Below are 14,525 nucleotides of genomic sequence, written 5' to 3'. Positions count from 1 at the left end.
TTTGTAAATTGAACAAAATATCAGCGCGGCATATATGTAAGCCTGAATTGATCAAGATAGCTGATGCGGATTTTGTATTTACGTTTAAGCTAATATGATCATTGGCCTGCATAATGCTTTAGGCTATATCGCCAAGTAATTTTACGAATGACAGAAGGACAGATCATGGAAAAAGCCGATATTGGCATGGTTGGACTTGGCGTGATGGGTTCTAACCTCGCACTGAATATTGCCGAAAAAGGTTTCCGCGTTGCGGCTTATGATCGTGATCCGGCCGTTGTGCAGCAGTTTTATAAAAATGCCGGTGCATTGAGCGATAAAATCATTCCTTGTGAAACATTTGAAGCGCTGGTGGAAAACACCCGTAAACCGCGCCCGTTCATCTTTTTAATTAAAGCTGGCCAGCCGGTTGATGATGAAAGCGCGCGTTTGCGCCTTCTGCTCGACAGGCAAGATATCATTATCGATTCCGGCAACTCCGATTACCGCGATACGGTTCGTCGTCTCAAAGAACTTGGTCCAAATGATCCGACCTTTGTTGGTATGGGCATTTCCGGCGGTGCCGAAGGTGCGCGTCATGGTGCATCGATGATGGTGGGCGGCACAGAAGCAGCCTATGAGCGTATTGCGCCGATTCTAAATGCTGTTGCTGCACAATATCAAGGTGAAGCATGTGTTGCCTTGATGGGGCCGGATGGTGCCGGTCATTTTGTCAAAACCATTCATAATGGTATTGAATATGCCGATATGCAGATGATTGCCGAAATTTATGGCGTGCTGCGTGATGGCCTCGGCCTTTCAGCACCTGCAATCGGTGATATTTTTGCCAAGTGGAATAACGGCCCACTTAATTCTTATCTGATTGAAATCACTGCTGAAGTGCTGCGCACACAGGATCCGGAATCCGGTCAGGCGATGGTGGATATCATTCTCGATTCTGCCGGTCAAAAAGGTACCGGACGCTGGGCTGCTATCGAAGCACAGATGATGGGTGTTCCGGCATCTGCTATTGAAGCAGCCGTTGGTGCGCGTGCGGTTTCGTCTATGCGCACTGAACGTGCTTTGGCTGAAAAGACGTATGGTGTCTCAGATCATTCCGTTCAATTGGAAGATCAGGCGATTTTTATTGATCAGCTTGAACAGGCATTGCTGGCCGGTAAAATCGCTGCTTATGCGCAGGGTTTTGTGGTGATGCAAGCGGCTTCGAAAGAGCATGGCTGGAATATTCCGTTGGCGACAGTTGCCCGTATTTGGCGCGCCGGTTGTATCATCCGTTCGCAGTTCTTGGATGATATTGCCAAAGCCTTTGATGAAGGCGAAGCAGATAATCTGCTGCTGACTTCGGTTTTCGTTGAGAAAATGAAGGCTTCATCGGGTGCTTTGCGACAGGTGGTGGCAAAAGCGGCGTTGAGCGAATTGCCGATGCCGGCCTTGAGTGCGGCTTTGAGCTATTTTGATAGTTTCAAACAGTCTCGCGGAACAGCCAATCTCATTCAGGCGCAGCGCGATTTCTTTGGTGCGCATGGTTTTGAACGTCTTGATAAAAAAGGCGATTTCCATGGTCCTTGGGGCGCGTGAAGTAAAAAATCCTGAAATTAAAAAAGCCGCTGGGATTTTCAGCGGCTTTTTTGTTAATTTTGCAAAATGAGAAGATCATGCGCGGCGAAGGAGACCTTCACTTTGTCGCCACGTTTTGGCGGAGCAATCGCTGGATCGTTGAAACTATCCAGTGACAATTGATTCTGATTGAGCTTCACGCGCGTTCTGATAACCGAGCCCAAAAAATGCACATCTTCGATGGTAGCCGAGACAGTCACATCCTCCGGGTTTTTATTGTTCAACCGAATGGCTTCCGGACGTAGCGCTAAAGTCACGGGTGCTTTATCGGCCACACCGGTAATTGGCTGAGGTAATGTAATGAGATTTCCATCCAGATTGATCTGGTTGGCTAAGAGATTCTCCACATGGCCTTCCAGCATATTGAGCGTGCCGACAAAGGACGCCACAAAACGGGTGGAGGGTTGATTATAGATCTCGAAAGGTGTGCCGACCTGATCAGCTTTCCCTTCATGCATCACTACGATTCGATCAGAAATCGACAGTGCTTCTTCCTGATCGTGGGTGACGAAGATTGTAGTAATGCCGAGCTTTTGCTGAATGGCGCGAATCTCTTCGCGCAATGAAACACGGATTTTTGCATCTAGCGCAGAAAGAGGTTCATCCAGTAGCAGTACTTGCGGCTTGGTTGCCAAAGCACGGGCGAGTGCCACACGTTGCTGCTGACCACCCGACATCTGATACGGATAGCGGTCGGCCAGATGTTCCAAGCGGATGAGGCTCAGCATTTCTTTGACCGTGGCATCGCGTTCTTGTTTGGACTTACCGGCAATGCGCAGACCAAAGGCCACATTTTGCGCAACCGTCATATTTGGAAACAGCGCATAAGCCTGAAACACCATACCGATATTGCGTTGGTTGGGTTTGAGATCAACCACATCCTTGCCGTCAATTTCGATCATGCCACGGTCAGGCGTTTCAAAACCGGCAATCATGCGTAAAACAGTGGTTTTACCGCAGCCCGAAGGACCCAAAAAGGAGACAAACTCACCCTTTTCAACGGCGAGGCTGAAATCATGCACTACCGTGTTGGTGCCAAAGCTTTTTTGTAAGTTTTTTAAATTTAAAAAGGCCATGAGATGAATTACCCGCCCGTGGTTTTGAATTTGTTGAGGCGCGAGACAAGCTGGATCAATGCCATGCTTGCCCATGTTATGCCAAATGCAATAATGGCGAGTGCTGATGGTTCATAGGCGCGGTTGGCGCCGACAAGTTGCAGATATGGCCCAAAAGCCGGACGGTTGAGAAGAGAGGCAAGCGTAAATTCGCCGATCACAATCGCAAAAGTAATGAAAGCACCGCTCATCACGCCGGAAAGCACATTGGGGAAAATAATCCGGAACATGATGGTCGGCAGTTTTGCCCCCATGCTTTCGGCGGCTTCCGTTAAAGTGCGTACATCAATAGTGCGCATGGCGGTATCAATGGCGCGGTACATATAAGGCAATGACAAAGTGACATAGCCGAACATCAACAACAGGTCCGTTGCTTGTGTCGAGGCGGTAAATGGCAGCCATGATGACGAGTTATAAATGCGCAAATAGCCGAAGACGATGACGATGGCCGGAATGACCAATGGCATCAGCGTGATGAATTCGATCACAGGGCGCAGTTTCGGCAAACGCAGACGCACCCAATAGGCGGTTGGTACCACCAGCAAAATGCCGAAGATGATGGTCATGATGGCTAACAGAATCGAATAGCCGAAGGTTGCCTGAAAATTGGGGTCGGTGAAAACAACGCGGTAAGCATCAAAAGAATATTCACCGCGACGCATACGTAGCGAAAATTCAAAGGTGCCGATCAGTGGCACCAGAAAATAAATAGCACCGATCAGAAAGGCTATCCATGCACCGATGCGCTGCGGGGTGAAATAGCGGGTCTTTTTCATCGCTGCCACCTTTCCGCACGCATACGCAACCAAATATAAAGCAGGTTGGAAATGCCGGTAATGACAATCATGCCGAGTGCCAGCGCGTAGCCTAAGTTTTGGTTATGCAGCACATCCCCGCGAATCTGTGCGTAAAGCATGATTGGCACGATGTTCAGCGTCGAGCCGGTAAGGGCATAAGCCGTGGCAATGGCGCCAAAAGCATTGGCAAACAGTAAAAGCGATGTGCCGAGCAGACTTGGCCAGAGGATCGGAAAGGCCACCATGCGCCAATATTGCAGCTGGTTGGCACCTAAAATGGAAGCAGCTTCGCGCCATTCTTTTTTCAAACCATCAAGCGCAGGGGTGAGAATCAGCACCATCAGAGGGATTTGGAAAAACAGATAGGTGAGGGTGAGGCCGAAGAAGCTTAAAAGGTTGAAGCCGGTGCCATAAAGATTGAAACCGAACCACTCTCGTAAAAGGATAGTGACAAAACCTGTGCGGCCAAGTGTTGCCAGAAATGCGAAAGCCAGCGGCACACCGGCAAAGTTGGATGCAACACCGGAGAAAGTTAAAACTGTCGGACGCAGCCATTTGGGCAAATTGCCAAGCACAATGGCCCAGGCCAGAAAGAAACCAATAATCGCACCACCCAATGCGGAGGCAAAGCTGATTTTGATCGACACCCAATAGGCGCTTAAAATATTGGCCTGAAACAGATCGATAATATTCTGGAAAGTGAAATTGCCTTGCCCGTCCTGAAAGGCACCGACAACCAGAAACATTGTCGGCCAGAGCAAAAATAAAATGGCAAAAAGGAAAAAAGGCGCAACTCCGACCCAAGCAAAAGAAAGTTTTCGTTTGCGTCTTGGTACTGCTGCCGGCTCGTCGTCAAGATAATTGTTGCTGATTGCGGTCATGCTGTTCTTTTAAGAGAAATCCTGCGGCTTGAAAAGACAAGCCGCAGGACATGTGGTTTAGCAAATATTATTGTACGTTGGCACCGACAACGCTATCCCAGCTTTTGGTGATAACGGCCTGTGATTTTTCCAACTCTTCCAGTGAAGGGAAGACAGCTTTTTCGTAAGCTTCTGCTGGTGGCAGCTTGTCGAGCAGGTCCTGTGGGATTTTGCCTTCTTTAGCCAGCGCGTTAAAGCGAATCGGGTGGCAATAGCCTTTCAGGTAACCGATCTGACCTTCATCAGAATAAAGATGTTCCATCCAGAGTTTGGCTGCATTTGGATGTGGTGCATAGGCGCTAATGCCCTGTACGTAAACACCTGCTACGACGCCACTTTTTGGAATGATAACTTCAACTTCGGGATTGCCGTTCAATGTGTCACGGTCGGCCAAAGCGTTGTAATCCCAACGGATAACAATCGGGGTTGAGCCTTGCGCCAGAGAAGCGGCTTTACCGATTACCGGTACGAAATTTCCGGCTTTATTGACATCGCGGAAAAATTCCAGACCTTTCTGGGCTGCATCTTCACCAGGCTCTGCGCCAAGCGACAGGCCGGCAGCATAAACGCTTAAGATTGCCTGCGTTGAGGCACGCGGATCGCCGGAATGGGCAACTGCATTGGCAAATTCAGGCTTCAGCAGGTCAGCCCAATCTTGCGGCGCATCTTGGATGATGTCTTTGTTTACTTCAAAAGCCAGCACGCCATAATAGTCACCATACCAATAGCCTTCGGCATCTTTGGCATCATCGGGAATCGAATCCCATGTGGACACTTTATAAGGCTGCAATAAACCATCCGCTTTAGCGGTGGTGCCGAAGGTGAAGCCGACGTCGATCACGTCCGGAGCCTGCGGGCCTTTATTGTCTTTATTGGCTTTGATAGCTTCAATTTCATCGCCTGAGCCCGCATCAGGGTTCAGTTCGTTGACTTTAATGCCGTATTTATCTTTGAAACTCTGAATAATTTCGCCATAGCCGCACCAGTCGTGGGGCAGGGCGATTGTGGTGAGCTCACCTTCGGCTTTCGCCGCAGCAATCAGTTCTTCAGATGGTGCGGATGCCGCGATGGACACACCCGCAACTGCAATTGCAGTCGATAATGACAATAAACGCGCTGCATGAGACAACATAGTTAAACTCCCTGTTCAGGCTTGAGTTTTATGGCGCTGGTATGATTCCAATGCTCATATTTAATCCGATAATCACGCTGCATGACACCTGAATGACATTTTTCATAAATGCATTGTGGTTGCATGAAGGGCACCGGATAAACCCAAGGCTGTCGGAAAGTGAACCATGTTTTTACGAAGTTAGCAATCAGGCTTTAGTCGTCAAAACGGCCGGTGAAGCACCGGCCACACTGATTTTATGGCAGTTTTTTTAATGTCCACCGCCGCCACCGGCTGCTTTATCTGGTTTCCTGGCCAATAAACAAAGAATAGCCAATCCGCTAAACAGCACAGTTAAGATGTGGAAAACATCAATAAAAGACAAAAGTGTTGCCTGCTGGTGCACCATGCCGCTGATTTTTGAAAGTGCAATGGTCGGGCCATCTAATCCGGCTGCATTAAATTTAGCGGTCAAATTGGCCAACATATCTTCGGCTTCACGGTCGCCCCAGCGGATATGTTCAGCAAGGCGTTGATAATGCATGGCATTACGATCGGTCAGGATAGTATTGATGACTGCCAAACCAACTGCACCCCCCAAATTTCGGGTGAGGTTAAAGAGGCCGGCCGCATTTTTCAACCGTGACGGGGGCAGTGTACCCATCGCCAGATTGTTGATCGGCACCATACAAATCATCAGCGAGCAGCCACGCAAGATTTGGGGCAGCAATAATTCATAAAAATCCCAGTCGGCAGTCAGGCCCGTCACCAACCATGTGCCTGCGCCAAAGCCGATGAAGCCGATCATCATCATATAACGCGGATCCATCTTGTTGGATAGAAAGCCAGCCAATGGCGCTGTCATAAACATGGCGAGACCAGAGACAAACAGTGCTTCACCGATCATCAGAGAATCATAGCCACGCACCCGCCCGAGATAGAGCGGGTAGAGATAGGTCAGGCCGTAAAGACCCACGCCCATTACAAAGGAAAACAGTGAACCGAAGGCAAAATTGACATTTTTAAAGGCGCGCAGATCGACAATGGGCTCTTGTGCGGTGAAGGCGCGATAGAAGAAGATGACGGCACCGATTGTCAGCACAATGGACATGACAAAAATAGTTTTGTCGTCCAGCCAGTCGTTGCGCGGGCCTTCTTCCAGCACATATTCAAGCGAACCGAGAAAAGCGGCCATACCGGCCAAGCCCCACCAATCAAATTTAGACAGAAGCGATTTGTCGCCTTTGTCGAAGTCGATTAGTTTCCATGCGGCTACTGCCACGATAATACCCGGAATAACATTGACCAAAAACAGCCAGTGCCATGAAAATGTGTGGCTGAGATAGCCGCCGATTGTTGGCCCGACCGTTGGCGCCATTGTGGCAACAAGGCCGATCATCGGGGACACAATCGAGCGTTTGGATGGTGGAAAGATTGTAAAGGCTGCGGCAAAGACGCTTGGGATCATGCCTCCGCCGATGAAGCCTTGCAGCGCGCGGTAGACGATCATCTGTTCAATATTGGTGGCAGTCGCACACAGAACACTGGCAAAGGTAAAACCAGCGGCAGACAATGTGAACAGCACACGGGTGGATATCAGCCGTCCCAAGAAACCTGACAGCGGAATCATAATGACTTCAGCTATCAGATAGGAGGTCTGCACCCATGATATTTCATCAGAACTGGCAACAAGACCGGCCTGAATTTCGGCGAGCGATGCCGAGACGATCTGAATATCAAGGATTGCCATAAACATCCCGAAAACCATCGCCAGAAAGGCAATGGCTTTTTTAGGATCAATGCGATCATCAGCAACAGGCAATGATCCGGCGGTTATATCGGCGGCCATAATGACGCGCTCCGTTCAGGCTTTAAAAATCAACAAACAGGTTTATTGTGCTGGTGATGTGCGGGTGTCGATATCGACTACCACGCTCAGACCCGCACGCAGATTTCCTGATGCGAGGGCTTCAGCCGGAATAGTGACACGCACTGGCACACGCTGCACAACCTTGGTGAAATTACCCGTCGCATTTTCCGGCGGCAGCAGCGAGAAAACTGCACCCGATGCCGGTGCGATAGAGGCAACTGTGCCTTCAAATGTCTGGTCTTTCAGCGCATCAATGGTGATGTGAGCGGTTTCACCGCCATGGATTTGGGAAAGTTGCGTTTCTTTGAAATTGGCTTCGATATAAAGCTCATTGACTGGAACAAGAGCTGCAATGCGCTGGCCAGCATTGACCAGATCACCTGTCTTGGCCGAAAGATTGCCGATAACACCATCAAATGGTGCTTTCAAAGTGGTGAAGGCCAGATCACGTTCTGCCTTGTCGCGGGCAAGCTCCAAAGAACGGGTGGTGCTTTCAGCTTCTTTATATTGCGCTTCCAGAACATGGATATTGGCTTTGGCGGCAGCAATGGTCGCCTCTGCACTGGCAACATTGGCCTGCGCCTGATCCAATGCCGATGTTGCATTATCGAGATCAGAATTGGAAGCGATGCGGGTGCTGTGCAATTGGCGGGTACGTTCCATCGCGGATTTGGCGTTGGTCAGCACGGCCTCTGCGGAAAGCTTGCCAGCTTCTGCTTGCTTCAAACTGGCTTTGGCAGCAAGTGTCTGGGCATCAATACGCAGCAAAGTTTGTTTTTGCGTTTCAAGTTTTGCATTGGTTTCATCCAGTGCAATGCGATAATCGCCATCCTCCAGGATGAAAACCGGATCGCCTGCTTTAACCGATTGGTTGGCATGTACCGGAATTTTTTCAATATATCCGCTGACTTTCGGCGCGATTGCAGCGATATCACCCTGAATATAAGCGTCATCGGTGGATACCATGAAGCGGCCTACTATCCACCAGTTATAACCATACCAACCGCTTATGCCTAAAGCAGCCAATACCAAAACAGGCAGCACAATGCGTTTGCCTGCACCCTGTTTCTTTTGTTCTGAAACATGGGCGCCGGTCGGTGTAGCAGATTTTTGGTTTTCCAAATGATCAGGCTGCTTGGTCTGATCTGCTGTAACACCTGGAAAAGGTCGGATTTCAGCGGCCTCGGTTGTGGTAGATGCTGATGATTGAGCCGTCATTGGGGGAGCCTCTTCAAGAGGTAGGTATTAATGAGTTGCGATATAAGGATGCATATTGATTGAACTCACGGGTTCGATGTTGACATAAGGCATAGCAGCCCTCATATCAAGAGAAATCGAACCGGCGGGTTCTAAAAACTTGTGTAATGATTGTCGCAAGACTAAAGGATAGGCTTGCCCTCAAGAGAGAACGACATGTGTGAAAAGCCGGAGCACCTAGCTGAAACAGATGACAGCAGTAAAATATCGATGACATATGGCAGCCGGCACGGTGCGGGTCAGGATCCGGTCAAACGTGCGCAAATTTTAGCTGGTGCCCAAAAGATTTTTTTCAATAAAAGCTTTGAAGCGGCAAGTATGAACGATATTGCGCGTCAAGCCGGTGTTTCAAAGGGCACACTTTACGTTTACTTTGCTGATAAAGACGCTCTGTTTGAGGCGATTTGTTATGAATATCGCCGTGATATGTTTTCGGAACTGGCGGGGATTTTAGAAAACGGCCCTTATAACAAAGAACGGATCATTATTTTCGGAACCGTGATCGCGCAGCGCTTTTTGGCAGAATCCGCGGTGAGTGCACAACGGATTGTATTGGGGATACGTGACAGAAATCCGGATGTGACTTGCAGCTTTTATCAAAGCGGCCCCAAACATATGTTGGAAAAGCTGGCGCATTATCTTGAGCATCTTGTCGAATTAAAACAATTGCAAATTGCGGATACACATCTGGCCGCTTGCCAGCTGGTTGATTTGTTTTTTGCAGGTCTTTATCGCCCGCGTTTGTTCGGGGTGATCACTGAGGAAGAGGCTTTGCAGCGCATAGAATATAATGTGAAAAATGCTGTCGATTTATTCTTCAAAGGGTATGCCGTAGAATAATGATTGATATGTTTCACCATTTATTTAAACTTATTTAAAGCTCCCACATAATAGGGAGCAATATATTTATGTATAGTTGATGGTGAGTGCTTGATTATGACTATCATGATTTTACCCATTATTATTTTCCCGGTTAAAAATGCATGTTTCTTCTTTTTTTCTTTTCAATTTACTCATTTTAAGTCATAAAACATAGGTTATTTTAGCGATAGCTTATCTAAAGTGTTGCTAACTGACAAAAAATTATGCCTTTAAGGTTCCGCCCATCCTCCCAGGCGTTTGGCCGAGTGAAGTGGTAGCGGTTTGACCATGATAAATTTTGCATGTGCTGATCGTGTGCTGCTTTTAGCAAGGATAATTATTATGAAATATGATTTGGTTCACTTCCCGAATTTCAAGGACACTTTTTTTGGACAGAAGTTCAAGGGTGATATTTTAACGGAATTGCAGCGTATAAAACTAAATACAGGATGCAAACATATTGTGCATGCCTTTTGTAACTGTGCATTTGAGGGGACTAAAATTGCTGACAGCGACATCACTGTTGTCGCAACAGTGCCAGCCACTTGGGTGGCGCGTTATTCGGCAAAAAATTATTTTGCTGTGGATCCGCTTTTTAATGACAATATCCCTGTGGTGACAGGGGACGGATGTGATTTAGTGCAGGATATGTCGTTAATGGCTAGTGACAATCCGGCGGCAAGCGCCATGTATAAAGATGCCACCAAACATGGGATCGGATCCTTATTTATCGCTGTATCGACACTATATTCCAACGGTATTTCAGGTTGTTCTTCTTTTTCGTTTGATGAAACGGAAGAAAACAGATGTGATTTTGTAGTCCGCATGAGGCCTGTTCTTTTGGAGGCCAGCCGTCAGCTACACGCTATATCAGCAGGTGAAGGCACTGTGCAATCACCACAGGCAGCTTTGCTGACGGCGCGTGAAATTGAATGTTTGACATGGGCGGCTATTGGTAAAACCGATGGTGAAATTGCCGAGATTTTGTCTATTGCCCGTTGGACGGTGGTGACTTATTTGCAAAATGCCAAGATCAAGCTTGGTTGTTCAAACCGGACGGCAGCAGTGGCTGCGGCTTTGACATTAGGGATTATTAAAGAACCTGAAGTGTCACACCTGATCTAAAATTGATGAAAAGAGCGGTTGATGTTTTTCGCAACCGCTCTTCAATGGTTCAAGCCGCAGCCTGACATTGTGCACAAAGGCCACGGAGTTCCAATGTAGTTTTGGCCGGTTTAAAACCGTGTTGGCTACCCCATTGGCGCACCCGGTCTTCAATCAGCGGATCAGCAAATTCATCTACTTGCCCGCATTTTTCACAAATTGCAAAAGCGGTGATGCCGTGTGCGGAACAATGTGGATCGGCACAGGCTACAAAAGCATTCAGGCTTTCCACACGATGCACCATGCCAAATTCCAGCAATTTATCGAGCGCTCGATAAATTTGCAGTGGTGCGCGAATACCATCATCGCGCAACTGATCTAAAATTGTATAGGCACTAAGCGGGGCTTCGGCCTTGCGCAGAACGTCAAAAACAAGAGATTGATTGCGCGTCAACTCGGTTTCAGCATGATGATGATGTGCACTCATTGTTTTTATATCCGTTTCAACATTTTTTTGTTTAATGATAGCAGGCTTAGCACGAAAATGCCAAATGCCGCCACCACGATCGATGGTCCGGACGGTGTATCATAATGGAGTGATCCGAAAAGTCCTGCGGTGACCGCCAGTGATCCGACAACTGAGGCGATAATAGCCATTTTTTCGGGTGTTGTTGCGAAGCGGCGTGCTGTGGCCGCCGGTATGATCAGCATAGCAGTGATGAGCAGAATTCCTACGATTTTCATGGCGATAGCAATCACGACGGCCAGCAAAATCATGAAAACGGTTTGCGACAGATCAGGGTTCATGCCTTCGGCGCGGGCCAGATCTTCATTGACGGTTGAGGCCAAAAGCGGCCGCCAGAGAAAAGCCAGAATAGCAAGCACGACAGCGCCGCCACCATAGATAAATAAAATGTCTGTTCTTGAGACGGACAGAATATCACCGAACAAGAATGACATCAGGTCAACACGCACCCATGTCATGAAGGCAACAATGACAAGCCCAAGCGCTAATGTGGAATGGGAAAGAATACCGAGCAAGGAATCAGATGAAAGACTTTGCTTGCGTTGCAACAGCAGTAAAACAACCGAGATTGATAGCGCGACCAAAAACACACCGAGAATCATATTAATGTTGAAAAATAAAGCAAGCGCCACACCAAGCAAGGCAGAGTGAGACATGGTATCGCCAAAATAAGCCATGCGGCGCCAGATGATGAAGCAACCAAGGGGGCCGGTGGTAATGGCAAGGCCGATACCGGCAATAAGGGCGCGGGTGAAAAAATCGTCAAGCATGGTGCCCGCCTTTGTGATCCTCTTTGTGATTATGGTGCCCGTCTTCATGATGACAGTTGTCGGTTATGGTGCCGTCTGTATGCAAAACACGCCCGTCGGCCAGATGGGTATGGTCATGCTGATGTTGATAAACGGCTAACGGCAGAGCAGCACGCGCTCCGAACAGCCGCATATAATCGGGACTGGCGCTGACTTCTTCCGGCGTGCCACTGCAGCATATATGTCCGTTGAGACATAAAACGCGGTCTGTTGCTGCCATGACCAAATGCAGATCATGGCTGATCAGCAAAATAGCGCAGCCTGTCTCGTCCCGTATTTTTTGGATCAATTCATAGAGTACGGCTTCACCGTTGAAATCGACCCCTTGTACCGGCTCGTCCAGCACCAGAATATTCGGGTTTCTGGCAATGGCGCGTGCAATCAGGGCGCGCTGCAATTCACCTCCGGAGAGATTAACAATCTGGGCTTTTAAAAGATGTGCAATGCCGACACGTTCGAGCGCTTTCAAACTCTCTTTTTTACTGACCTTTGCGGTAAGCGTCATCAAACGCTCAACCGATAAAGGGAGCGTTCGATCAAGATTGAGCTTTTGCGGCACATAGCCAATACGGACATCAGACTGATGGGATACAAAACCTTCATCTGGCTTGATAATATGCAAAGCCATCTTGGCTGTCGTGCTTTTGCCCGAACCATTGGGGCCGATAAGCGTTACAATCTCTCCGGCACTGACAGTGAGATTGATATTGCGTACCAGCCAGCGGCCATCACGAAAAACGCCCGCATCTTTAAGCTCTATCAAAGGATGCTCGGCATGCTTTGCTGTGCTTTTATTTATGATTTGGTTGGCAGGGGGCATAAATTTTATCCAAAAATGGCTTGCGCGCTTCAATTCGTGACGTTATAGCATTACATCGAATTGTTATACAATAACATATGTCAATTTAATGATGGTAGTCATATCTTTTCAAGAGGTTTATAATGAGCTTTATGCGTAAATTTTTAATGGCGTCGGTTTTGTGTGCATCAAGTGCTTTGGCGGTGCAGCCGGTCTACGCTTTAACAGATACGGATGTTGTCGTTTCAATTAAGCCGCTGCATTCGCTGGTCGCGGCAGTGATGAAAGATGTGGCGGTTCCGCAGCTCATTGTGAAGGGGGCGGGCTCCGGTCATACTTACAGTTTAAAGCCATCGGACGCCAATATGCTGGAAAATGCCAAGGTAGTTTTCTGGACAGGGCCTTCTATGGAAATGTTCTTGAGCAAGCCGCTCGAAACGCTGAGTAAGAAGGCCGAGCAAATCCAGCTTGGCGAAGTGGACGGCTTGACCAAATATGATTTCCGCGAAGGTGGTGCGTTTGAAGGTCATGACCATGGTGATCACGGAGATCATGGCCATGATCATGATCATTCCCATGGTTATGATGCGCATTTATGGCTCGATCCGGCCAATGGCGAAGTCATGGTTGAGCAAATTGCCAATGTTTTGAGTGAAGCCGATCCGGCCAATGCCAAAACATATAAGGCCAATGCTGAAAGCTACAAAGAGCGTATTGCAAAACTGGATACGCAACTCGGCCAAGAACTTGAAAGTATCAAGGGCAAACCATTTGTTGTTTTCCATGACGCTTATCAGTATTTCGAAAAACGCTATGCTTTAAATACGGTTGGTTCGATCACGGTGAGTCCGGAAAACGCGCCAGGCGCTGCACGTATTAAAGAGATACATGATAAGATTGCAGGTCTTGATGCAGTTTGCGTTTTTTCGGAGCCGCAATTTGAGTCGCGTTTGGTGCATACGGTTATTGACGGTACACCAGCCAAAACGGGCGTTCTTGATCCGTTGGGCGCAGAGTTAGAAGACGGCCCAGAGCTTTATCTCAATTTATTGCGCAATCTGGCCGCTTCATTGAAGACATGTCTTAATTAATCAAGGCAGCAATCGCTGGATTGGCGCTTTGCTCTAAAGTGCGATTGTCGAGAACATCGGCAATCGCTTTACGAACATCCAGCATAACGTGGCGAACTTCGCAAAACTCTTCATTACAATCATCGCAAGGTCGATAATCGGATTTACTCGCACATGATATCGGTGCCAGTGCTCCATCAAGCACACGTATTATATTGCCGATATGAATTTCACTGGCAGGACGCGCCAGACAAAAGCCGCCGCCTTTCCCTTTGCGGCTGTTAACAAAGCCGGCATTGCGCAATTCCGTCAAGATATTATCCAGAAATTTTCGCGGGATTTGGTGTTTGGTGGCAATCTCACCAACCGATACCAAAGTTTCTTGTTCTGAAGTGGCCAGATGGATCATGGCTTTCAGGCCATATTTCCCTTTTTTTGTTAGCATTGCACTGGACTCCCTTATAATACCCGCAATTTCAGGATTAGGTGCAATAAGCCTCGGGTACAAGCCCCCCCCTATATATAAGGAAGTCGTTCCGCTCCTGATTGGGGATAAATAACGGGTGATTTCGATTCCTTGATTGGTTGTGGTTTTGTGTTTCGATTTGGTTAATTTTGTTAGTTTTCCCTGTTGAAAAGAAAATTGTAATTTTTGTAAAATTGTCGTTG

General features: G+C 48.0%; 14 protein-coding genes. 4 read left to right on the top strand and 10 right to left on the bottom strand.

Going from position 1 to position 14,525, the window contains the following annotated elements:
* Positions 1-165 precede the first annotated feature (165 nt).
* Positions 166-1,578, top strand: a complete 1,413-nt coding sequence (gene gndA, locus ACI0FR_RS09615) for an NADP-dependent phosphogluconate dehydrogenase (RefSeq protein ID WP_404907668.1) — start codon at positions 166-168, stop codon at positions 1,576-1,578.
* A gap of 53 nt (positions 1,579-1,631) precedes the next feature.
* Here gndA and ACI0FR_RS09610 read toward each other — a convergent pair whose 3' ends face one another.
* The 6 genes from ACI0FR_RS09610 to ACI0FR_RS09585 all read right to left on the bottom strand — a co-directional run bounded on the left by ACI0FR_RS09610 (position 1,632) and on the right by ACI0FR_RS09585 (position 8,648).
* Positions 1,632-2,693, bottom strand: a complete 1,062-nt coding sequence (locus ACI0FR_RS09610; RefSeq protein ID WP_374831896.1) for an ABC transporter ATP-binding protein — start codon at positions 2,691-2,693, stop codon at positions 1,632-1,634.
* Between the two features lie 8 nt (positions 2,694-2,701).
* Entirely contained in the window at positions 2,702-3,508 is an 807-nt protein-coding gene (locus ACI0FR_RS09605) for an ABC transporter permease (RefSeq protein ID WP_374831894.1), read from the bottom strand.
* Entirely contained in the window at positions 3,505-4,410 is a 906-nt protein-coding gene (locus ACI0FR_RS09600; protein WP_374831892.1) for an ABC transporter permease, read from the bottom strand. Before ACI0FR_RS09600 ends, ACI0FR_RS09605 begins: the two co-directional genes overlap by 4 nt.
* Positions 4,411-4,477: 67 nt before the next feature.
* Positions 4,478-5,581, bottom strand: a complete 1,104-nt coding sequence (locus ACI0FR_RS09595; RefSeq protein WP_404907666.1) for an ABC transporter substrate-binding protein — start codon at positions 5,579-5,581, stop codon at positions 4,478-4,480.
* Between the two features lie 250 nt (positions 5,582-5,831).
* Positions 5,832-7,409 (bottom strand): DHA2 family efflux MFS transporter permease subunit, encoded by a 1,578-nt coding sequence (locus ACI0FR_RS09590; protein ID WP_404907665.1) that lies wholly within the window; start codon positions 7,407-7,409, stop codon positions 5,832-5,834.
* A gap of 42 nt (positions 7,410-7,451) precedes the next feature.
* A complete protein-coding gene (locus ACI0FR_RS09585) occupies positions 7,452-8,648 on the bottom strand; it encodes an HlyD family secretion protein (RefSeq protein WP_404907663.1) in 1,197 nt (398 codons plus the stop codon).
* 249 nt (positions 8,649-8,897) lie between these two features.
* On the opposite strand from ACI0FR_RS09585, the gene ACI0FR_RS09580 reads away from it, so the two are divergent.
* A complete protein-coding gene (locus tag ACI0FR_RS09580) occupies positions 8,898-9,527 on the top strand; it encodes a TetR/AcrR family transcriptional regulator (RefSeq protein ID WP_374831884.1) in 630 nt (209 codons plus the stop codon).
* A 363-nt stretch (positions 9,528-9,890) separates the two neighbouring features.
* Positions 9,891-10,673: a helix-turn-helix transcriptional regulator gene (locus ACI0FR_RS09575; RefSeq protein WP_404907709.1), complete on the top strand. Its 783-nt coding sequence runs from the start codon at positions 9,891-9,893 to the stop codon at positions 10,671-10,673.
* A 49-nt stretch (positions 10,674-10,722) separates the two neighbouring features.
* Here ACI0FR_RS09575 and ACI0FR_RS09570 read toward each other — a convergent pair whose 3' ends face one another.
* The 3 genes from ACI0FR_RS09570 to znuC are packed head-to-tail and all read right to left on the bottom strand — an operon-like array spanning position 10,723 to position 12,807.
* A complete protein-coding gene (locus tag ACI0FR_RS09570; RefSeq protein ID WP_374831880.1) occupies positions 10,723-11,139 on the bottom strand; it encodes a Fur family transcriptional regulator in 417 nt (138 codons plus the stop codon).
* A 5-nt stretch (positions 11,140-11,144) separates the two neighbouring features.
* Positions 11,145-11,996: an iron chelate uptake ABC transporter family permease subunit gene (locus ACI0FR_RS09565; protein WP_404907660.1), complete on the bottom strand. Its 852-nt coding sequence runs from the start codon at positions 11,994-11,996 to the stop codon at positions 11,145-11,147.
* Positions 11,941-12,807 (bottom strand): zinc ABC transporter ATP-binding protein ZnuC, encoded by an 867-nt coding sequence (gene znuC / locus ACI0FR_RS09560; RefSeq protein ID WP_404907658.1) that lies wholly within the window; start codon positions 12,805-12,807, stop codon positions 11,941-11,943. Before znuC ends, ACI0FR_RS09565 begins: the two co-directional genes overlap by 56 nt.
* A gap of 122 nt (positions 12,808-12,929) precedes the next feature.
* Between znuC and ACI0FR_RS09555 the strand changes: the two genes are divergently transcribed.
* On the top strand, positions 12,930-13,877 hold the full coding sequence (locus ACI0FR_RS09555; protein WP_404907656.1) for a zinc ABC transporter substrate-binding protein: 948 nt from the start codon (positions 12,930-12,932) through the stop codon (positions 13,875-13,877).
* Here ACI0FR_RS09555 and ACI0FR_RS09550 read toward each other — a convergent pair.
* Complete coding sequence (locus tag ACI0FR_RS09550) at positions 13,870-14,301, bottom strand: RrF2 family transcriptional regulator (protein WP_404907707.1); 432 nt, start codon at positions 14,299-14,301, stop codon at positions 13,870-13,872. The genes ACI0FR_RS09555 and ACI0FR_RS09550 overlap by 8 nt on opposite strands.
* Positions 14,302-14,525: the final 224 nt, after the last annotated feature.

Source organism: Paenochrobactrum sp. BZR 201-1 (assembly GCF_044987585.2).
Taxonomy (GTDB): Bacteria; Pseudomonadota; Alphaproteobacteria; order Rhizobiales; family Rhizobiaceae; genus Paenochrobactrum; species Paenochrobactrum pullorum.
This window is presented reverse-complemented; position numbering and strand designations above follow the sequence as displayed.